The sequence below is a fragment of the Streptomyces sp. NPDC007983 genome, from assembly GCF_042958345.1.
Classification (GTDB): Bacteria; Actinomycetota; Actinomycetes; order Streptomycetales; family Streptomycetaceae; genus Streptomyces.
In genome coordinates this window covers 241,700-262,506 of record NZ_JBIBJI010000004.1, presented here as the reverse complement: position 1 = coordinate 262,506, position 20,807 = coordinate 241,700, and the positions used below count along the sequence as shown (strand labels likewise).

Genomic DNA, 20,807 nt, shown 5'->3' with positions numbered 1-20,807 from the left:
TTGCCGGGAGCTATTGCCGGTGTGCCTCCCCGTGCTCTGTACTTCTCGGTGTGATTCCGCGCGCTGAACGTTCGCGACCATCAATCCTGTCGTGAGTGGCAATCCCCTGCACAGGAAGGTGTAAATGGCTATGAGCGGTGCCTATTTACGTGGCCTCAAGGGGTCGCTGACCGGAAATCCCGACGCCCGGCTGGTCTTTCTCTGCAATTTTGAGGTCGAGCACGCGTGGGCGCGCAATTACGTCGGACTGCCGATACCGCGACTGGCATCGGCTCCCGCCACCGTGCACCGCATGGAGGAACTCGGCGCCCTGCTGGCCGGAAGCGGCGACGTGATCTGCCTGGGCGAGGCGCTCGACCCCGGCTTCAAGCAGTACGCCACCGAACTCGGCTTCCAGCTGCCGGCCGAGCTCGTCGTCCCCCAGGGCGAGCCCGGCGCCAGCACCGGCGAACGCATTCTGGCCTCGCCCGAGACGCTGCGGCGCCTGGCCGACCTGGCCGACGGCCGGACCTATCTGATGCCGATGGGCACCTCCGCCACCGAGCAGAAGATCTCCGAGTCGACCGGCCTGCCGCTGGCCGCCCCGGACAGCGACACGATGGAGCGGCTCAACGGGAAGATCTACGGACGGCGTCTGGTCGAGGAACTGGGAATCCGTCCGGTGCCCGGCGAGTGCTGCGAGACGGTGGACGAGCTCACGGCGGCGGTCCGGCGCGGCCTCGACGAGGGGCAGCCGCTCATCGTCAAGGAGTCGTACGGGGTCTCCGGCAAGGGACTGATCGTGCTGGACACGCCCGCCAAGGCCGAACGTCTGCTGCGGATGGTCCGGCAGCGGACGGCCCGTACCGGTTCCCGCGCCATCCACGTGGTGGTCGAGAGGTTCCTGGACAAGAAGTGCGATCTGAACTACCAGTTCACCATCGACCGCGCGGGAGGGACCCACCTCGACTTCGTCAAGGAGGCACAGACCGCGGGGGGCGTACACCTCGGCCATGTGATGCCGACCCGCCTCGGCGCGGCCCATCTGGCGGAGCTGGAGGACACGGCGGCCCGGGTCGGGAAGCGGCTGCACGCGGACGGACTGTTCGGCGTGGTCGGGGTGGACGCCATCCTCGGCGCGGACGACACGCTCTACCCCGTGCTGGAGATCAATGCCCGGTTGAACATGTCCAGTTACCAGGGGCCGGTCACCGAGCGGTTCCTCTCCTCCGGTGCCGCACTGGCCAAGCACTACACGCTGGACCTCGAGGCCCCGGTCCGGTTCCACGAGATCGAGTCGGTCCTCGGCCCGCTGACACCGCGCGGACCGGGCGGCACCGGTGTCGTGGTCACCTGCTTCGGAACGGTCAACGCCGAGGCCCACCGGCGGCCCCCGTTCGAAGGCCGCCTCTACACCCTGCTGTTCGCCCAGGACCGCGATGCCCTGACCGCCCTCGACGCCGAGGTGCGCGACGCGCTCGGCGCCGTGCCGACGATAGAAGAAATCCGGTGAATGCGATGGAGTTCGAGATTCAGGGCGTGCCGGTATCCGAGCTGGCCCGCGAGTACGGCACCCCGCTGTACGTCTACGACACTGAGGTCCTGCGCACCAACTACCAGCGGCTGCGTGAGAACCTGCACCCGGCGGTCGATGTCTTCTTCTCCCTCAAGGCGAACCCGAACATCAGCATCTGCTCCTACCTCGGCTCGCTGGGGGCCGGCGCCGAGGTGTCCTCGCTGACGGAGCTGATCACGGCGCAGCGCGCCGGCGTCGCCCCGGAGAACATCATCTTCCTCGGCCCGGGCAAGACCACCAAGGAACTGCGCGCCTGCCTCGAGGCGGGTCTGCACGCCGTCGTGTGCGAGTCGCTGGAGGAACTGGAGGCGCTCGACGCCCTGGCCGTCGAGGCCGGCCTGACCGACGTACCGGTGCTGCTGCGGATGAACCCCGACTTCCAGACCAAGGGAGGGGGGCTCTCGATGGGGGGCAAGCCACGGCAGTTCGGCGTGGACCTGTCGGTGCTGCGGCAGTCGGCCGCGAGCCTGGTCCGGACCCTCCGGGCGGCGCGGGTGATCGGAATCCACGCGTACATGGGGACCCGCATCCTCGACTACTCCGACGTCGTCAACAACACCACCAACATCCTCTCCATCGCCGAGGAACTGTGCGAGGAGCTGGGCGTCCCGCTGCGGACCGTGGACTTCGGCGGCGGTCTGGGCGTGCCGTATTTCGACAACGAGAAGGAGCTCGATCTCAACGCCCTGCACGGCGAGGTCAACGCGGTGATCGAGCAGTTCGTCGAACGGCACCCGCAGACCCGGATGATCATGGAGTTGGGCCGCTATCTCACCGCGGTGGCCGGCACCTACGTGGTGCGTGTGCTCTACGTCAAGGAGTCGATGGGGGAGCGCTTCGCGGTCGCCGACGGCGGCACCAACCACCACATGGCCGCGGTCGGCGTGGGCAGCTTCGTCAAGCGCAACTTCCCCATCCGGTCGCTCACCCGCTACCACGACCCGGCGACCGCCCCCATCACGGTCACCGGACCGCTGTGCACCCCCAACGACGTGATCGGCAAGCGGGTGGCGCTGCCCCCCGTCTCGCCCGGCGACCTGCTGGGGGTCGAGCGGTCCGGCGCGTACGGGCCGACCGCCTCGCCCGTGCTCTTCCTCAGCCACGGCTACCCGGCCGAGGTCCTGGTCCACAACGGGACGCCGCACCTCATCGCCCGCCGTGACACCCCCGCGGACCTGCTGAACCGGCAGCACCTGGTCCGCTTCTAACCACACCCCTCCCGACCCGAACGGAGTTCCCATGGACCGCACCGAACTCGTCCAGCAGATCGAGTCCGCGCTGAGCGAGGCTCTCGAACGCCCGGTCGACGGCCTGTCGGAGGACGTCCGGCTGTTCGACGACATGCACCTGGACTCCACCTCCGTACTCGAGGTCCTCATGACGCTGGAGGACTCGGTCGGGGTGGAGGTCGACCCCGAGCAGCTGGAGATGACGGACTTCGCCACCGTCGGCAGCTTCACCGACTACCTGCTCCGGCAGATGCCGTCCGCGGCGGCCTGAGCCGCCGGCCAGCCGGGGTTCTCCCAGGCCCGGCCAGCCGGGCCTGGGAGCCCGCGTGACGTTCTCGACCTCAGAACTCTTCCAGGAAGGATCTTGATGGCCGGCAGCACACTGGCGGTACGGCAGGGGGCGGCGGTCCTCGCCCCGCCCCGTACCGTACGTCCCGAGTTCTCCATCATGGCGGAGTACGACCGCGACCTCCTCACGTCCTTCGGCCAGAGCCCGGACGCGGCGGCGGCCGGGGACCGGCCTGTGGTCACCCACGCCGACCTGGTCCAGCGGTTGCTCGACGGCGATCCGCTCGGAACCGTGGAGCCGGACCTCGTGATGGTCTCCTACGCTCTGCCCGACGTGCATCCCTTCACCACCACCTCCACCCAGCTGAACCGGGTGTTCGGCAACCGCGCGTCGAGCTTCTCGATCGCCGAGCAGGGACTGGCGGCGCCCTTCTCGGCGCTTCGCGTCGCTGCCGCGTACTGCCGGCTCGGCCACTGCGACCAAGCCGTGCTGGCGGTGCTGGAGCAGTCCACACTGCCCAACCACGACCCGCTGGTGGACGGCGCGGACCTGGTCGACTCCGGTGCGCTGCTGCTGCTGCAGTCCGGCCACGAGGGGCCGGGGCTGAACGTGCACGACGTGTGGACCCAAACCGGACCGGCCGACTGCGCCCGCCGGCTCGCCGAGGTGACCGCCCCGGCCCGGGCCGGCACGGCGCTGGTCGTCGAAGGCACCCGGGGCGGGCACGACACCCTGCCGGACGGCGTGGAGGTCCACCGGCACACCGAGCGGACCTACTGCACGAGCGTCTGGCTGGAGCTGGCCCAGAACCCCCAGTGGGCCGAGCAGTACGCCACGGTCGTCCTGCACGACACCGACCCGCGCTCGGGAACCTGCTCGGCGGCGGTCCTGCACGGCGCCGCGCACCCGGAGCCCTCGCCGTGAGCAGAGCCACGACGGGGACCGGTCCCCCCTTCGTCGGGGTCGACCTGCTCCGCATCGGCGAACTCGACCGGCTGGCGCGCCGCGGCTGGTTCCGGCACCTGTTGTATTCGGCCCCGGAACGCCGGGAGGCCGAATCCCTGGCGCCCAGCCGGCGCCGGGAGTTCCTGGCCGGCCGGTTCGCCGCGAAGGAGGCGGTGCTCAAAGCGCTGGGCGTCGGACTGCTCGCCGGCGTCCCGGCCTGGCAGGTCGACATCGGCCGGACCGAGGACGGCGCCCCTCGGGTGCGGCTGACCGGCGCCGCCGCGCGCCGTGCCGCCGATATCGGCCTGGACCGGATCGCTGTGTCGATCTCACACAAGGAAGACCTGGTCATCGCCGTCGCGGTGGGCTGGTCGGCGGCCATGCCGGAGCGCGCCGACGCCGCCACGCAGCGGGAGGTGGAGCAGGCGTTCGACGCCGTGTTCGCGCAGACGACGAGGGCTGGCGGCGGCGTTCTCACGAAGAGGAGGGCATTCAGTGCCGACTGATCCGACCGATCCGTCCACGGTGATGCTGCGAGTGCGCATCGGAGCCGAGGAGGCGCACTACGGCGGCGACCTCGTGGACGGAGCCCGCATGCTCCGCCTCTTCGGTGACGTCGTCACCGAGATCGCCATCCGCACCGACGGGGACGAGGGACTGCTGTCCCACTACACCGAGGTGACCTTCACCGCTCCCGTCCACGCCGGTGACTTCATCGAGGTGACCGGGCGGCTGACCAAGGAAAGCCGGCTGCGCCGGGTCGTCGAGCTGGAGGCCCGCAAGGTCATCGAGGCCCGCTACGAGGAGGGCCACAGCACAGCCGCGGTCCTCGACGAGCCGGTGGTCGTCTGCCGTGCCGTGGGGGTCGTGGTGGTGCCGGTGCACAAGGCCCGCCGGCGCGCGCTGACCGCCTGAGCCGGCCCCACCACGCGGCTCGGCGCCACGCAGCTTCAGGAAGTACGGACCACACACAGGAGGACAACGGCGTGACCTTCTCGACCGCCTACACGCCCCGGCCGGGCAACGGACCGCAGGGATCCCTCGACGACCAGCCGACCACCCTGGAGGCATGGGGTGCCTACGTACCGTCCCGCTCGGTCTCCCTGGAGGACGTCGGCGGCCCGCTGGGGCTGACACGGGCGCAGATGAAAGTGCTGCGCCGCGTCTACGGCGTCCGCGACATGCGGCTGGACCCCGAACAGTCGCTCTTCGACCTCCTCCTGCCGGCCGCCCGCGCGGCCCTGAAGGAGGTGACCGACCCGAGCACGGTGAAGTACCTGCTGTACGGACACGCCACCCAGGAGGTCACCCCCTCCACCATGGACGCCGCCGACGTCCTGCGTACCTCGCTCGGACTCCATGACGCGCAGGCGTTCGGGCTCAGCCAGCAGAACTGCGCGATCGGGCTGGCGGCCATCGACATGGCCGGCGCCCTGCTGGCGATGGACGGTGACCCGGCGGCGCGGGCCCTGGTCGTCACCGGTGAGAAACCCTTCGCGAAGCTGAACCAGGACTACCACTCCCTCGGTTCGGTGATGGGTGAGGCCGCCAGCGCCTGCCTGGTCGCCCGCGGGGGCCGGGGAGACCGGGTGCGCTCCTACGTCACCCGCGCCCGGGGCGAGTTCGCCGACGGCATCCTGATGGACCAGGAGACCCGTGAGAGGGCCAACAACGCACACGATCCGGAGGTCTGCGGTGTCATCCGCGAGGCGGTCGCCCAGGCCGGCCTCGAACTCGACGACATCCACCGGTTCGTGCACTACAACTCGCTGATGATCGAGGTCTCCACCGAACTGGGCGTGGACCGCGACCGGTTCTTCACCGACAACCTCCCGAAGTACAGCCACTGCTACGCCTCCGACGTCATGGTCAATTACACGACGATGCGGGACACCGGACAGCTGGAGCCCGGTCGGCACTACCTGTTCACCGCCACCGGGCTAGGCGCCACGTACTCGGCCATGGTCGTCACCCACGCGCCCGAAGGGGACCGCTGACACCGTCCGGCGGAACCGCCGCGCCCCGGATTTCACCTCGGGCTTGCCCGTTCCCGTGGGAGGATGCACGTGCAAAACCTCGAAAAGATCCCTGAAACACCCCGCAGCGGACCACGTCCCCGAGCGGGTTCCCTGCACTGGGCCTGGATCGTGGCCGGTGTCTCGTTCCTGGTCCTGATCGGTACGTCCGGCTTCCGTTCCCTGCCCTCGGTGGTCCTGACCCCGCTCCACGAGGAGATGGGCTGGTCCTACGGCACGATCTCCTTCGCGATCTCGCTGAATCTGGTGATCGTCGGCCTGGCGGCGCCGTACGCGGCGGCGCTGATGGAACGGCTCAGCATCCGCAGTGTGCTCTCCGGCGCGCTGGTGCTGATCGCACTCGGCACCGGGCTGCCCGCGTGGATGACGGCGCCGTGGCAACTGGTGCTGCTGTGGGGCGTGCTGGTGGGAGCCGGCTGCGGCGCGATCTCCCTGGCCTTCGTCGCCACTCTCACCGAGCGGTGGTTCGTCAAGCGCCGCGGCATCGTCTCCGGGGTTCTCACCGCCGGAAGCACCGCCGGCCAGCTGGTCTTCCTGCCGCTGCTGGGACGGCTGAGCGACAACTCGAGCTGGCGCACGGCGTCGATCGTGGTGGCGCTCGGCTCCTTGGTCGCGGTGCCCTTCGTCATCTTCCTGCTCCGGGACCACCCGCGGGAGATGGGCCTGACCGCGTACGGGGCCGAGGAGGCGGCGGAGGGTGAACCGGGCGCGGAGCCGGCGGCACCGGAGGCGGCGCCCGCGGCCACGAGCGCGTTCGGGGTGCTGCGGAAGGCGGCCCGTACCCAGGATTTCTGGCTGCTGGCCGGCACCTTCGGCATCTGCGGCGTCACGACGTCCGGCTTCATACAGACCGACTTCATCCCGGCCGCGCACGACCACGGGATGACCACGACGGCCGCCGCCGGGCTGCTCGGCATCGCCGGGGTCTTCGACATCGTCGGGACCACCTTCTCGGGCTGGCTGACGGACCGGTACGACTCCCGCTATCTGCTCCTGGTGTACTACACCCTGCGAGGGCTGTCCCTGCTGATGCTGCCGTGGCTGTTCGCCGACACGGTGACGCCCGGCATGCTGGTCTTCACCATCTTCTACGGCATGGACTGGATCGCCACCGTGCCGCCGACCATCCGGCTGTGCCAGGAGTCCTTCGGCTCGTCGGCCGGTGTGGTCTTCGGCTGGCTGTGGACCGCGCACCAGCTCGGCGGGGCGCTCGCGACCGCCGTGGGCGGGGTGATCCGTGACAACTTCGGCAGCTACACGATCGTCTGGTTCACGGGCGCCACGGTGTGCCTGGCCGCGGGGGCGATGTCCCTGGCGATCCGTCCGTCCAACCCCCTCGCGCGCGACGGGGTCCGGCTGTGATGGCCGGGCCCGAAGCTTCCGACCGGGCGGCCCCCGCGCGGATGCCCCGATGGCTGCGGATCAGCTGGATCCTCCTGGTCGTCCTGGCCCTGCCCGCGGCCTCGGCCTCCGCGCTGCCCACCCGGGACCCGGCCCCGTCGGCGCCTTCCGCCGCATCGTGCTCCGGGGAGCGTCCGGAGGACGGCTGGGCGCCGTCATCGACCGCCATCGACGCGCAGGACAGCTACCACGCCTTCGTGGGCAACGGCTATCTCGGGCAGCGCATCCCCCCCAACGGCACCGGGTACTGGGCCGGCGAGCAGCGAACCGGCTGGCCCCTGTACACGCCGCGTTACGACGGCTCGTACGTCTCGGGCCTGTACGCCCACAACCCGGCGACCACCGACGACCGGCAGGTCATCGCCGCCCTCCCCACCTGGACCGGGCTGACCGTCGGCGTCGGTGCCGAAGCCTTCACCTCGGCCACTCCGGCCGACCGGATCTCCCACTACCGGCAGACCGTCCTCCAGCGGTGCGGCCTGGTCCGCACCTCGCTGACCTGGACCACGGCCGACGGACGCGCCACCGACCTGGTCTACGAGGTGTTCGCCGCCCGCGACCGGGAGCATACGGCCGCGGTACGGGTGCGGATGACCCCGCATTGGAGCGGTGACGCCACCGTCACCGACCTCATCGACGGCCGCGGTGCCCGGATGCTGTCGGCGACCGGCGGCGGACGCGAGCACGGCCGCACCATGACCGTGGGATTCCGCTCCGACGGCACCGGGACCCGCGGCGCCATCGCCTCCACCCTCACCACAGGACCCGGCGTACACCCCCGCGACACCCGCCCGGCCGAGACGGGCCGGAGCCTGACGAACCGGCAGTCCGTCGGCTTCCCGGTCCGCGGCGCGCACACGTACACGCTCACCAAATACGTCGGCGTCGACACCGCCTTGACCGCTGGTGCGCCGCTCAGGGCGGCGGTGGCGGCCTCCCGGCAGGCCGCCGAGCGGGGCTGGCCGGCCCTGTTCGCCACCCACACGGCGGCTTGGGCCGCGCTCTGGAGCAGCGACATCGCGGTCGCCGGGCAGCCCGGCCTCCAGGCATGGATCCGCTCCTCGGAGTACGCGATGCTGTCCAACGTCCGCGCCGGCTCCCGCAACAGCGTCGCGCCGACCGGACTGACCAGCGACAACTACGCGGGCCAGGTGTTCTGGGACGCCGACACCTGGATGTTCCCCGCGCTGCTCGCGAACCAGCCGCGGCTGGCCAGATCCATCGTGGACTACCGCTACCGCACCCGCACGGCGGCCCGCGCCAATGCCGAGCGGCTCGGCTATCCCGGTCTGTTCTACTCATGGACCAGCGGCGGCCAGGGCGACCTCGAAGAGTGTCACAGCTGGGGCCCGCCGCCGCACTGCCTCATGCAGATCCACCTCCAGAGCGATATCGCCATGGCCGTCTGGCAGTACTACCAGGCGACCGGCGACCGCGACTGGCTGCGGAAACGTGGGTGGCCGGTGCTGAAGGGCATCGCCGAGTTCTGGACCGGACGGGTCACCAAAAACGCCGACGGCAGCTACTCGATCGAGAACGTGGCCGGCCCCGACGAGTACAGCAACGGCGTCACCGACGGGGCCTTCACCAACGCCGGCGCGGCCACGGCGCTGCGCGAGGCGACCCGGGCGGCACGGGTGCTCGGACACGACCCGCCCGCCGACTGGACGCGGATCGCCGACCGGCTGCGCATTCCGTACGACGGCGAGCGGCAGGTCTTCGAGCAGTACGCGGGCTACGACGGCTCGAAGATCAAGCAGGCGGACACCGCCATGCTGATGTACCCGCTGCGGTGGCCCATGACCCGCGAGCAGGCGGCCCGCACCTTGGACTACTACGCCGTACGCACCGACCCTGAAGGCCCCGCGATGACGGACGCGATCCACGCGATCGACGCCGCGGCCATCGGCGAGCCGGGGTGCTCGACGTACACCTATCTGATGCGCTCGATCGAACCGTTCGTCCGCGGGCCCTTCCACCAGTTCTCCGAGGCGCGCGGCGCCAAGGCCGGAGCGGACGACCCACTGGCGGGCGCGCCCGCGCACAACTTCCTCACCGGGGCGGGTGGCTTCCTCCAGACGTTCACCTACGGCCTGGCCGGACTGCGGTGGGAGGACGACCGGGTGCGACTGGATCCGGTGCTCCCCCCGCAGATGAAGGAGGGGGTGCGGCTGAAGGGGCTGCACTGGCGGGGCCGCACGTTCGATGTCGCCATAGGTCCCGACCGCACGACCGTTCGGCTGACCGGTGGCACACCGTTCGAGGTCGAGACCGCCGAGGGCACCCGGACGGTCGCCATGGCCGCCCCGGCCGTGCTGGAGACCCGGCGCCCGGACCTCGAGGCCACGGCCAACGTCGCCCGGTGCGCCACGGCGACGGCCACCTCCGGACAGCCGGGCATGGACGCCCGGGCGGCGGTGGACGGCAGCACCGCCACGTCTTGGGTCCCGGCCGGGGCGGCCGGCAGCCTCACCGTCGACCTGGGACGCGCACGCCGGGTGACCCGCATCTCGCCGGAGTGGACATCCACCGCGCCCGAGTCGTCCACCGTGCAGGTTTCGGCCGACGGCCGGCATTGGAGTCCGGCCGAGAACTCCGCCTCTTCCGGCGTGCTCCGGCACTCCGCGCTCGTCCGCTACGTACGGCTCACGCTCAAGGCGGCCGACCGTGGTGACCCTCCCGGCCTCGCGGAGCTGACGGTAAGTCAGGCGTCCGCGAAGCGACCCCCCGGCGGCCGGTGACGGACGCACGGAACCCGGGCCCCGGCCGCACCCCCTGCGGCCGGGGCCCGGGTTCGGCGCGGCCGCCGTCAGGGCACCGGCAGCGCACGGTCCTGCCGGGCCGGGGTGGCCGACTGGGCCAGCGCGAAGGCCAGTTCCGGCCTGCCGGAGATCTCCAGCTTGCGATAGGCACTGGTCAGATGGATCTCGACGGTGCGCCGGGTGACGAAGAGGGCCTCGGAGATCTCGCGGTTGCTGCGGCCCTGGGCTGCCAGCTCCGCCACCCGGCGCTCGCTGGGGGTGAGCCGCCGCGCGTCCGATGCCTTGGCCGCCCGAAGTCTGCCTCCGACCAGTGGCAGAGCGCCGCGGACGCGGTCGGCCAGGCAGCTCGCGGAGCACTCCTCCGCCACCACCAGAGCCCGTTGCAGGGAGGATCGTGCCGCGTCCCGTCGTGCGAGGCGCTGGCAGGCGGCACCGAACTCGTTCAGCGTGTAGGCGAGTTCCACCCGCGCCGGTGAGTGCTCCAGCATGTCGACGGCCTGGGAGAGGAGCTCGAGTCCCCGCTTGCCGCCGGTCACCGTGCCCAGAGTGCGCAGGCTGATGCCGATCGCCTTGTGGGTGCCCCATCTGCGCGACAGATCCAGATCGCGGTCGGCCATGTCGATCGCCGAGGCCCGGTCGCCGGTGGCGGCATACGCCAGGGCGGCGTAGGAGCGCCACCGAGTGATCGCCGGAGTGATCACTGGGCCGGCCTCCTGGTACCGGCCGCACTCCAGCAGGGATGCCAGGGCGGCACCCGCGTCACCTTGCTCCAGCCGCAGCCGCCCGTGGGCGAGCAGATAGGCGGACCTGGCCCAGGCATCGCTGACGAGGCTGTCGGTCGGGTGTGCCTGCAGGATGTCGTGCGCGATATCGGTGGCCCCCAGGTCCAGCAGCAGGTTGGCCACGACCGCGAACGACGGTAGGGCGGGACGTTCCGGGGTTTCCCGCCCGACCACGTCGAGCAGGTCACTCGCGTGGCCGAGCCCCTCCTGCACATGACCGGAGTGCCAGGCCACCGTGCCCAGCCCGAAGCTCGCCAGGGCGGACAGGCGCCGTGAGCCACGCCGTGCGGCGTGGTCGGCCATCCGCTGGAGCCAGCCGGCCGCCATCTCCGGGTGGTCGGCGGCGACGAGGCCGAGGAGGAGTGGCGGGAAGAACCAGAGCATGGCCCCGTCGAGCTCCATCCCACCCCGCAGGGCGCGGCCCGCCAGGGAACGGGCGTGCTCGGCGGTGCCGTGACCTGCCTGAACGTGCAGGGCGCACACCGCCAGCCAAGCCCGCTCGCCGGGGGTGTCGCCGCGCACGTGACGACTCGACCGCGCCTTCACCAGCTCCGTGCCGATCGACGCGGAGGAGCCGTCCTGCCACGCGGCCAGGACCAGTTGCGCTTCCAGCCGCAACCGCCACTCGCCGTGCTCGGGCGACTCCCCGAGCTCGGCCAGTCCCTGCCGCAGCGCCGTCACCGCCTCATGGGTGCGCCGGGTGGTGCACAACGCCGCGGCCAGCCCGCTGACCGCGGCGGCCCGCCCGCAGGGGTCCTGACGCAGCAGCAGTTCCTGCTGGAAGTGGTAGGCGGAAGCCGTGGGATTGTCCAGCAACTCGATCGTCGCGAGTTCCGCCCGAAGGCACACCTCCACCTGCGGGGCCGGGGACTCCGTCAGGGCTTGCCGCAGGTAGCGGGCCGAAATGGCCGGGGCGCCGCGGGCCGCGGCCCTCCGCGCCGCGTCTCGTAGCACCGCGATGCGCCACTCGTCTCCGGTGGGCTGGGTGAGCATCAGGTGGCGGGCGACCTCCTCACTGCATTCGCCGTGGTCGCGCAGCAGCCGGGCGGCGCGCATGTGCTCCTCGGCCAGCTTTTCCGGAGCCATGGCACGGAAGAGGGCGGACCGTATCTGCGGCTGGGTGAACCGCGGATGCTCCTCCTCGGTCAGGACGCCCATGCAGCGCATCTCCCGCACCGCCTCCTGCGCGCGGAAGGGATCGAGACCGGCCAGCGCGGCCACGACGGGAAGCTGTGTACCGTCACCGAGTACCGCCAGCGCCCGGCTCATCGCCATGACCGCTTTGGACTGCCGGGCCAGGCGTATGGCGATGGTCTTTTCCAGTACGTGTTCGTTGAGTTCGGCCACGCGGCCGGCCTGAGCCGCGCACGGTCGCACCCCGTTCTTCACCAGGACCCGCAGCAACTCGTTGAGCAGCAGGGGATTACCCTCGCACGCCTCGTGGCATGCCGCGCAGAACTGCTCGTCGGCGCGTCTGCCCATCCGGTCCTGGACGAGCCGGCGCACGCTGCCGGGGCTGAGCGGGGAGAGTTCCAGGGTGATGACGCCCGGCTGGAGAGCGAGTTCGTCCAGCAGGGGCGCGGCTTCCTGTCCGTTGCCGCACCGCCGGGTCGTCACCAGCATCAGCGGAAGGCCGTCGATGCGGCCCGCCAGGGAGTGCATCCAGCGCAGCGACGCCTGATCGGCCCAGGTGGCGTCATCCAGGACGAGGGCCAATGGGCCCATCTCGCAGGCGTTGACGACCAGCTCGTACAGGCTCTCGCCGATCTGGCACGACACCTCGGCCTGGTCCCCGCACGCCCGGCCCTCCTCACCGGGCGGGGTGGACAGGGCGGACAGGGTCCGGGCCGCCGCGCTCTCCTGCAGGGCACGCCGGTCCGATTCGGAGAGCGCGGCCAGAAGGGAGTCGAACAACTGCCGTGCCGCCGACCACGGCCGGCCTTCTTGCGACTCGCTGCCACACACACGCGCCACCAGCAGACCACGGTCGCGCGCACCGGCGATCCAGGCGTTCAGCAGCGAGGTCTTGCCGATGCCTCCCGCACCCTCGATGCATACCACCGAACTGACACGGTCGGGTAAACGCTCGGTGAGTCGTCCTAAGACGGCGAGTTCTTCCCGCCGGTCGAGAAGCTCGTACTGAAGAGCTGCGGTGCCGGACGAATGCGGTACCGGGCAAGACTTCTCCGCTGAATCCGTGTTCGTGAGGGGAGTGAGCAAGGGTAGATCCTTTCTTGAAAGTCTAGTGTGGTCACTAGTATTCCGAGGTACGGCCATGCGGAATTCGGCTGGGTCTGCGCGGCAGGGCATGGCTGATGGCTACACGCCGCACGGGTGGAAAGCGATGCACCGCTGTAACAACTACGTGAACATCTACCGTTCAGCGCCACCGCAATTCTTGGAAGGGCGGGTCGGCAGGGAGTGCAGCGCTTCAAGCGTGCACCTTGCCGTCAGTGCCGCATTCGTCGAATGGCCTGGCCAGGGTGGTCGTTGTAGCCGGGGGTGAGTCAGCATCGGTCAAATGCACCTCCCCTGATTTGTCCAAGATAATGAGGGGTCTATGGGGAATCAAGAAGGCCTTTGGCGGGCAGGTGCTCGCCGCGGCACCCGGCCTGGTCGGCATTCGCCGAAGGAGTGGCCGCCCTTCCTGTCGCGCCTTCCTGCGGAGGGCTCGCGCCGAAACCTCGTCCGTGCAGGTCAATAGACACAGCTTGCGCATCGGGAGATTCCCCCGAACTGAGCCGCGGCGGAATTCGAGAGGCACGGTGTGGCATATCTCACCGTGAAGCCTGGTGTGCGGCCGCCCGCCCGCGGATGGCCCAGGTCGCGATACCCGGCACGCTCCGGTTCATCCCGGATGGATCGGCCACCAGGCCGAGCAGCGGCCCGGACGCGTCGGACCCGGCGCCCGATCAGCTTCCTTTCACAGCCGCAGATGCGACGCCCCGTTGAGATCCAGGACCGTCCCCGACGCCCACGTGGCCTCCGCCGACGCCAGATACACCACCGCGGCCGCCACCTCCTCCGGCGTGCCGACCCTGCCGAACGGACTCTGCCCCCGCAGCGCGTCCCCCGATTCCCCGGCCAGCCGTCCCGCCACCCGCTCGGTGGCGGTGAACCCGGGCGCCACCGACGTGACCGCGATCCCGTGCGGCGCCAGCGCGACCGCCAGCGACTGGCCGAGCGCGTGCAGCGCGGCCTTGCTCGCCCCGTAGGCCGGATGGTCCGGCTCGCCACGGAACGCCCCGCGCGAGCCGATGTGCACGATCCGGCCGGGCGCACCACGGTCGATGAGGTGCCGGGCCACGCAGTAGCTCAGGTGCGCCGCCCCGAGCAGATTCACCTCGACCATCTGCCGCCAGACCCGCTGCCACTCCGCGTACGAAACGTCGGCCACCCGGTGCGCGTTGTCCTCCGAGGTGGCCACGGCGGCATTGTTGACCAGCACATCGACCCCGCCCAGCGCCTCCTCGGCGGTGTCGGCGATCCGCTCCGCCGCGGCCGGATCACCGAGATCGCCACCGATGACCACATGTCCCTCGCCCGGCAGCGCCGCCCGGGTCTCCTCGGCGTCCGCCCCCCGCGCCCCGTAGTGCACGGCCACCCGGTCGCCACGCTCCGCGAACGCCCGCGCGACCGCCCGCCCGATGCCCCGGGACGCCCCGGTGACCAGAACGCCCCTGCCCGAAGGACCCGGCACGGCACATCACTTCCCTTGCGGTGGTGGGTACGAAGGTGCCATCAGGCTAGCCACCGAGCAGTTCGGCGATCCGCTCGTGGGGGACCGCCTCGCCGGACGCGAACGACCAGCGCGCGTCCCCGGTCTTGTCCACCAGCTTCGCGCGGACACCTTCGGCGAAGTCCGGCTCACGGACGAGCCGGGCCGCCACCGCCAGGTCCCGCCGCAGGCACTGGGCGAGGCTGTCGCGCTCGCCCAGGCGCAGCATCTCGTCGGTCAGCCGGAGGCTCAGCGGCGACGCGGCCGCGAGTGAGCCGAGCGTCGTCTCCGCCCACGCCGAACCGTCCGCCCGGAGGCGGTCGCCCACCTCGGACAGGGTGCCGGGCGCGAACGCCGCGGCGATGCGGCCGCCGATGTCGTCCAGTTCGGACGGCGGTGGGGTACGGGCGTACTTGGCGAGCGCGTCGTCCAGTTCGGCCGTGTCCAGAGCGGCGGTGAACTCGGGAAGGTCCGCAGAGGACACGAAGTGGGTCGCCAGCCCGGCCTTGACCGCGTCGGCCCCGCTCAGCCGCGCGCCGGTCAGCCCCAGGTAGCGGCCGAGCGCACCGCCGAGCCGGGGCAGGAAGGAACAGGCACCGACATCGGGAAAGAAGCCGATGAGGGTTTCCGGCATCGCGAACACCGATCGCTCGGTGGCCACACGCACCGCGCCGTGCACGGAGATGCCGAGGCCACCGCCCATGGCGACCCCGTCGATCAGCGCCACATACGGCTTGGGATACTCGGCGATCTCCTGGTTGAGGGCGTACTCCTCGCGGAAGAACCGCGTCGTGGCGGCGAAGTCGCCACGCAGCGCCGCCTCCCGGATCGCCCGGATGTCTCCTCCCGCGCAGAACGCCCGCGGTGTGCCGCTGCGGACGACGACCGCGCGGACACCGGGGTCGCCGCGCCACCGGTCCAGCGCGCCGCGCATGGCGAGCACGGTGCCGGTGTCGAGCGCGTTGAGCGCGGACGGGCGGTCGAGCACCAGATGCGCCACGCCTTCGCGCACCGAGGTTTCGACAGTCGTCATGAGTGCCTCTTCAGAAGTCGGTCGGCAGGGTCCCTGACCAGCGTGAGCATCGCGCCCGGACCGGCCCGGAGCCCTCACGGTAGACACGGCGGCCACCGCTCAGGACGTCGGCCCCCGCCACCGGGCCGGTTCAGTCGAATCCGCCGATGACGTTCTGGTCCCGGTCGATGACCGATCCGGTGACCACACCGCTGTGCTCGGAGAGCAGGAAGACCATGAAGTCCGCGATCTCGTCGGCCTGGCCCAGCCTTCCCATCGGCTGCGCCGCGGCGGCCTTATCCCGCCGGCCCCGCCTTGGCGGCGGAGTACGGCGCCGATCGGGTGCCGGTGTCCGCCGCGAGCTGCGCGCCGACCTCGTCCCGGCGCCCGGTGAAGACGGCGGTCGCGCCCTCGCGCACGGCCGCCCGCACGATCCCCGCTCCCACGCCCTGGCTGCCGCCGTTGACCAGGACGATCCTGCCCTCGAGCAGATTCGCCGCCCGGCCGCAGAAAGACGTCCAGGCCGGCCCGTGCGGGCCGGCCTGGACGCTATAGCAGGAGACGGATCAGGCGAGGTCGAACCGGTCGAGGTCCATCACCTTGGTCCACGCCGCGACGAAGTCGTTCACGAACTTCTTCTTCGCGTCATCGCTCGCGTAGACCTCCGCGAGCGCACGCAGCTCGGAGTTCGACCCGAAGACCAGGTCGGCACGGGTGCCGGTCCACTTGACCTCGCCCGTGGCGGCGTCGCGGCCCTCGAACGTGTCCTGGGCCTCGGACGTCGACTTCCACTGCGTGCCCATGTCGAGCAGGTTGACGAAGAAGTCGTTGGTCAGCGTGCCCGGGGTGTCGGTGAAGACACCGTGCGCGGACTGGGCGTGGTTGGCGCCCAGGACGCGGAGGCCACCGACGAGGACCGTGAGCTCCGGCGCGCTCAGGGTCAGCAGGTTCGCCCGGTCGATCAGCAGGTACTCGGCCGGCAGCCGGTTGCCCTTCCCGACGTAGTTGCGGAACCCGTCGGCCTTCGGCTCCAGCGCGGCGAACGACTCGGCGTCGGTGTGCTCCTCGGTCGCGTCGACACGGCCCGGGGTGAAGGGCACCTCGATGTCGTGACCGGCGTCCTTGGCCGCCTTCTCCACGGCCGCCGAACCGCCGAGCACGATCAGGTCGGCCAGGGAGACCTTCTTGGCACCGGAGTTGAACTCCCGCTGGATGGTCTCGAGGGTGCGCAGCACCGTCGCGAGCTCGTCGGGGTTGTTGACCTCCCACCCGCGCTGCGGCTCCAGGCGGATGCGCGCGCCGTTGGCGCCGCCGCGCTTGTCGCTGCCGCGGAAGGTCGAGGCCGACGCCCACGCGGTGCTGACGAGCTGCGAGACGCTCAGGCCCGAGTCGAGCAGCTTGGCCTTGAGCGCGGCGATGTCCGCGGCGTCGATGACCTCGCCCTCGGCCTCCGGCAGCGGGTCCTGCCACAGCAGGGTCTCCTGCGGGACCTCAGGGCCGAGGAGGAGCGACTTCGGACCCATGTCGCGGTGGGTCAGCTTGTACCAGGCCCGGGCGAAGGCGTCCGCGAACTCCTCGGGGTTCTCGTGGAAGCGGCGGGAGATCGGCTCGTAGATCGGGTCGAAGCGCAGCGCCAGGTCCGTGGTGAGCATGTTCGGGGCGATCTTCTTCGACGCGTCGTGGGCGTGCGGCGCCGTGCCCTCGCCCGCGCCGTCCTTCGGCCGCCACTGGTTGGCGCCGGCCGGGCTCTTGGTCAGCTCCCACTCGTAGCCGAAGAGGACCTCGAAGAAGTTGTTGTCCCACTGGGTGGGCGTGGTGGTCCAGGTGACCTCCAGGCCGGAGGTGATGGCGTCCGCGCCCTTGCCGGTGCCGTAGGTGCTCCTCCAGCCCAGGCCCTGCTCCTCGAGGGTGGCGGCCTCGGGGTCGGCGCCGACGCTCTCCGCCGGGCCAGCGCCGTGGGTCTTGCCGAAGGTGTGACCGCCCGCGATCAGGGCGACCGTCTCCTCGTCGTTCATCGCCATCCGGCGGAACGTCTCGCGGATGTCCCGGGCCGCGGCGAGCGGGTCGGGGTTGCCGTTGGGGCCCTCCGGGTTGACGTAGATGAGACCCATCTGCACCGCGCCGAGGGGGTCCTCCAGCTCCCGGTCACCGGTGTAGCGCTCGTCGCCGAGCCAGGTGGTCTCGGGGCCCCAGTACACGTCCTCGTCGGGCTCCCAGACGTCCGCGCGGCCGCCGCCGAAGCCGAAGGTCTCGAAGCCCATCGACTCCAGGGCGACGTTGCCGGTGAGGATCATGAGGTCGGCCCACGACAGGCTCTGGCCGTACTTCTTCTTGACCGGCCACAGCAGACGGCGGGCCTTGTCGAGGTTGCCGTTGTCCGGCCAGCTGTTGAGCGGCGCGAAGCGCTGCTGGCCGGTGCCGCCACCGCCGCGGCCGTCGCTGATCCGGTAGGTGCCCGCGCTGTGCCAGGCCATCCGGATCATGAACGGGCCGTAGTGGCCGAAGTCGGCCGGCCACCAGTCCTGCGAGGTCGTCAGCACCTCAGCGATGTCCCGCTTCACGGCCGCGAGGTCGAGGCTCTTGAACGCCTCGGCGTAGTCGAAGTCCTCGCCGAGGGGGTCGGCCACGGCAGGGTTCTTGGCCAGGATCTTCAGATTGAGCCGCTCCGGCCACCACTGGCGGTTTCCGCCGCCCTGCGTCGGATGCGGGGCACGCCCGTGCGCGACCGGGCAGCCACCTTCGCCCTCACCCTCCGTCTTGGGGTCTACGACGATTGCTTCATGGTTCTCAGACATGGGAATCCTTCCGGACCAGGCGGATCAGGCGCCCAGAACTGCGGGCGGTGGAACAGTCGGGGCACGGGCCCCACGTCTCCGTCTCCTGCCGAAAATGGAGTCTTCCTGTCCCTTGGCTATCGCCGGAACCGATCCTACGATGGACAGAATCTAAGTCAATAAGCACGCCAAACCCAGATCCCATCAGAGTCCCGGACGCCCATGGGTAAAATCGGGGCATCCCACCGAACGTGAATAGGTGAGCCTGTATGAGTGACCTGCTGCGGCGACTGCGAGGACGTGGCTGGCGGATGACCTCCCAGCGGCGTGTCGTCGCGGAGGTCCTGGACGGGGACCACGTGCATCTCACCGCCGACGAGGTGCACGCCCGCGCGGCGGAGCGGCTGCCCGAGATCTCCCGGGCGACCGTCTACAACACCCTGGGCGAGCTGGTCTCCCTCCGCGAGGTCACCGAGGTCTCCACCGACGGCCGCGCCAAGCGGTACGACCCCAACGCGCACCACCCCCATCAGCACCTGGTGTGCTCCGGCTGCGGCACCATCCGCGACGTCCACCCCACCGGCGACCCGCTGTCCGCCCTCCCGGCGGAGGAGCGGTTCGGCTTCACGGTGTCCGAGGCCGAGGTCACCTACCGCGGCCTGTGCCCGTCCTGCGCCTAGACGGCCGCGTACGCCGCATCCCGCGCGGTCAGGAGGGGCAGGCGTCCCCGGGGCCGTCGCGGTAGGTGCGGTACAGGGTGCGGGGGCGCTCTTCGTCGGTGCGGGCGGGGGCCGGGTACTCGACGACGGGGACCGGCTTGCAGACGGCCCACTGGTCGTTCTTGCCCGGGCCCTCGAAGCCGTAGGTGCCTCCCGCGCCGATCAGGCAGGAATCGCAGGAGTCGCCGGAGATGCTCGGGATGATGAGGGTGTTGTAGACGTCGTCCTTCGTGGGGATGCTCGGGGACTTCGGGGCCCGCCGGCCGCCCTCGTTGATTTCGGTGTAGGTGCGGTCCACGGCGTTGGCGAGCAGGGTGAAGGCGTCGTGGTACATGACGGCGTAGCCGTCGTTGAGCTGCTCGGTGTCGAGCTTGTGCGGCTTCTTCAGCTCGTCGAAGCGGTCGAGGAAGCGGCCGAGCGCCTTGCCGGGCTTGTGCTTCCCGCTCCACCAGGCGGGGTCGACGCAGGACGCGTCCACGATCGTCGCCCGGGCGTCGTCCAGCCGCCGCGTGGGCGCGTCGGCGGTGAGGGTGGGTTCCAGGCCGATGCCCACCTTGAGGATGCGCAGCTTCGTGGTGCGGCCGCAGTCGCCCTCCTGGGCCAGGCGTTCGACGAACGCGGGCAGGTCCTGGTCGCGGCCCGCGAAGAAGACGGTGTCGGACTTCTCGTTGCAGATCTTCTGCACGGCGTCGGTGAACCGCTGGGGGATGCCCTTGTCGGTTCCGGAGGTGCCGGTGAAGTTCGAGTTGTGGTGGGTCAGGCCGTACGCGTCGCCGAAGTGCCGTTCGAAGACGCTGCGCAGGTTCTGCGAGTAGACGTCCTCGGCGCGGTTGTCCCAGACCAGGAAGCCCCGGTGCTTCCCCGGCTTCTCGGCCAGGTAGCGCCCCAGGGCGCGGGCGAACTGGTCGTTGTTGGCCGAGGTCTTGAAGAAGTACGGCGCGTTCATGGTGGCCGCGGTGATGACGGGGCCGACCGTGGGGATGCTGTGCTTGCTGAGCGCGGCGATCGCCCTGCGCGTGTCCGGCGTACTGCTGGGGATGCCGGTCACGCCGACCAGCGGCGCGCGGGTGTCCTTGGACAGTTCGGCGAGGCGCGCGACGACGGGCTCCCACTGGTCGAGGTTGCGGCCGTCGGGGGCGAGCAGCAGCTGGTAGTGCGGGCCGCCGAAGCGGTTGGCCTGCCGCTGCGCGGCGAGGGCACCGGCGAGCCCGCGGCGGATCATGTCCGTGGTCATGGCGCTGTGCTCGTCCGCGGTGAAGGGCATCATCAGCGCGATGCGCACGTACGGGATCCTGGGTCCGCTCGACGGGGACTCCGCGTTCCGCTCCACCCGGGCGTTCTCGTCCGCGACCGCCTGGACCAGGGACTTGATGCCCGGGTCCGCCTCGAAGGCGTTCGCGGTGACGCCTATGCAGTCCCCGTCGATGTCGCGCAGGTCGTCACCGCATCTGCCGGGGCCCCGCGCCATGCCGACGATGACGGTGATCGCGACGGCGGCCAGGGCGCCGAGTCCGAAGACGGCCAGCCATTCGACCGGACCCCACTCGCGGGGATGACGACGGAACAGACGCAGCAGCATGCTTCC

At 70.8% G+C, this 20,807-nt stretch carries 15 protein-coding genes and 1 pseudogene; 10 read left to right on the top strand and 6 right to left on the bottom strand.

Going from position 1 to position 20,807, the window contains the following annotated elements; translation table 11 throughout:
- The first annotated feature begins 130 nt into the window (after window positions 1–130).
- The 9 genes from ACFZCY_RS14795 (at window position 131) to ACFZCY_RS14755 (ending at window position 10,196) form a co-directional block, all read left to right on the top strand.
- On the top strand, window positions 131–1,492 hold the full coding sequence (locus ACFZCY_RS14795) for an ATP-grasp domain-containing protein (RefSeq protein ID WP_391172568.1): 1,362 nt from the start codon (window positions 131–133) through the stop codon (window positions 1,490–1,492).
- A 5-nt stretch (window positions 1,493–1,497) separates the two neighbouring features.
- Window positions 1,498–2,763 (top strand): diaminopimelate decarboxylase, encoded by a 1,266-nt coding sequence (gene lysA, locus ACFZCY_RS14790; RefSeq protein ID WP_391172566.1) that lies wholly within the window; start codon window positions 1,498–1,500, stop codon window positions 2,761–2,763.
- Window positions 2,764–2,794: 31 nt separating this feature from the next.
- Entirely contained in the window at window positions 2,795–3,055 is a 261-nt protein-coding gene (locus ACFZCY_RS14785) for a phosphopantetheine-binding protein (RefSeq protein ID WP_361472852.1), read from the top strand.
- Between the two features lie 96 nt (window positions 3,056–3,151).
- A complete protein-coding gene (locus ACFZCY_RS14780; protein ID WP_391172564.1) occupies window positions 3,152–3,997 on the top strand; it encodes a hypothetical protein in 846 nt (281 codons plus the stop codon).
- Window positions 3,994–4,524 carry a 4'-phosphopantetheinyl transferase superfamily protein gene (locus ACFZCY_RS14775; protein WP_391172562.1) on the top strand — a complete coding sequence of 177 codons (531 nt, stop codon included), beginning with the start codon at window positions 3,994–3,996 and terminating at the stop codon, window positions 4,522–4,524. The genes ACFZCY_RS14780 and ACFZCY_RS14775 overlap by 4 nt, the downstream gene beginning before the upstream one ends.
- Entirely contained in the window at window positions 4,514–4,933 is a 420-nt protein-coding gene (locus ACFZCY_RS14770) for a 3-aminobutyryl-CoA ammonia lyase (protein ID WP_361472843.1), read from the top strand. Before ACFZCY_RS14775 ends, ACFZCY_RS14770 begins: the two co-directional genes overlap by 11 nt.
- A gap of 71 nt (window positions 4,934–5,004) precedes the next feature.
- On the top strand, window positions 5,005–6,015 hold the full coding sequence (locus ACFZCY_RS14765; RefSeq protein ID WP_391172559.1) for a 3-oxoacyl-[acyl-carrier-protein] synthase III C-terminal domain-containing protein: 1,011 nt from the start codon (window positions 5,005–5,007) through the stop codon (window positions 6,013–6,015).
- A gap of 63 nt (window positions 6,016–6,078) precedes the next feature.
- Window positions 6,079–7,416 (top strand): MFS transporter, encoded by a 1,338-nt coding sequence (locus tag ACFZCY_RS14760; protein WP_391172557.1) that lies wholly within the window; start codon window positions 6,079–6,081, stop codon window positions 7,414–7,416.
- Entirely contained in the window at window positions 7,416–10,196 is a 2,781-nt protein-coding gene (locus ACFZCY_RS14755) for a discoidin domain-containing protein (protein WP_391172554.1), read from the top strand. Before ACFZCY_RS14760 ends, ACFZCY_RS14755 begins: the two co-directional genes overlap by 1 nt.
- A gap of 68 nt (window positions 10,197–10,264) precedes the next feature.
- Here the strand turns inward: ACFZCY_RS14755 and ACFZCY_RS14750 are convergent, their stop codons facing one another.
- The 5 genes and pseudogenes from ACFZCY_RS14750 to katG form a co-directional block, all read right to left on the bottom strand.
- Complete coding sequence (locus ACFZCY_RS14750) at window positions 10,265–13,276, bottom strand: AAA family ATPase (protein WP_391173640.1); 3,012 nt, start codon at window positions 13,274–13,276, stop codon at window positions 10,265–10,267.
- 646 nt (window positions 13,277–13,922) lie between these two features.
- Complete coding sequence (locus ACFZCY_RS14745; protein WP_391172552.1) at window positions 13,923–14,699, bottom strand: SDR family oxidoreductase; 777 nt, start codon at window positions 14,697–14,699, stop codon at window positions 13,923–13,925.
- Window positions 14,700–14,745: 46 nt separating this feature from the next.
- Window positions 14,746–15,750 (bottom strand): 3-hydroxyisobutyryl-CoA hydrolase, encoded by a 1,005-nt coding sequence (locus ACFZCY_RS14740; RefSeq protein ID WP_391172550.1) that lies wholly within the window; start codon window positions 15,748–15,750, stop codon window positions 14,746–14,748.
- Between the two features lie 130 nt (window positions 15,751–15,880).
- Window positions 15,881–16,220 (bottom strand): annotated as a pseudogene (locus tag ACFZCY_RS14735) (SDR family oxidoreductase).
- Window positions 16,221–16,295: 75 nt separating this feature from the next.
- A complete protein-coding gene (gene katG / locus ACFZCY_RS14730; RefSeq protein ID WP_391172548.1) occupies window positions 16,296–18,524 on the bottom strand; it encodes a catalase/peroxidase HPI in 2,229 nt (742 codons plus the stop codon).
- A gap of 248 nt (window positions 18,525–18,772) precedes the next feature.
- On the opposite strand from katG, the gene ACFZCY_RS14725 reads away from it, so the two are divergent.
- Complete coding sequence (locus tag ACFZCY_RS14725) at window positions 18,773–19,183, top strand: transcriptional repressor (RefSeq protein WP_391172546.1); 411 nt, start codon at window positions 18,773–18,775, stop codon at window positions 19,181–19,183.
- 28 nt (window positions 19,184–19,211) lie between these two features.
- Here ACFZCY_RS14725 and ACFZCY_RS14720 read toward each other — a convergent pair whose 3' ends face one another.
- Window positions 19,212–20,801 carry an ABC transporter substrate-binding protein gene (locus ACFZCY_RS14720; protein ID WP_391172543.1) on the bottom strand — a complete coding sequence of 530 codons (1,590 nt, stop codon included), beginning with the start codon at window positions 20,799–20,801 and terminating at the stop codon, window positions 19,212–19,214.
- Window positions 20,802–20,807 lie beyond the last annotated feature (6 nt).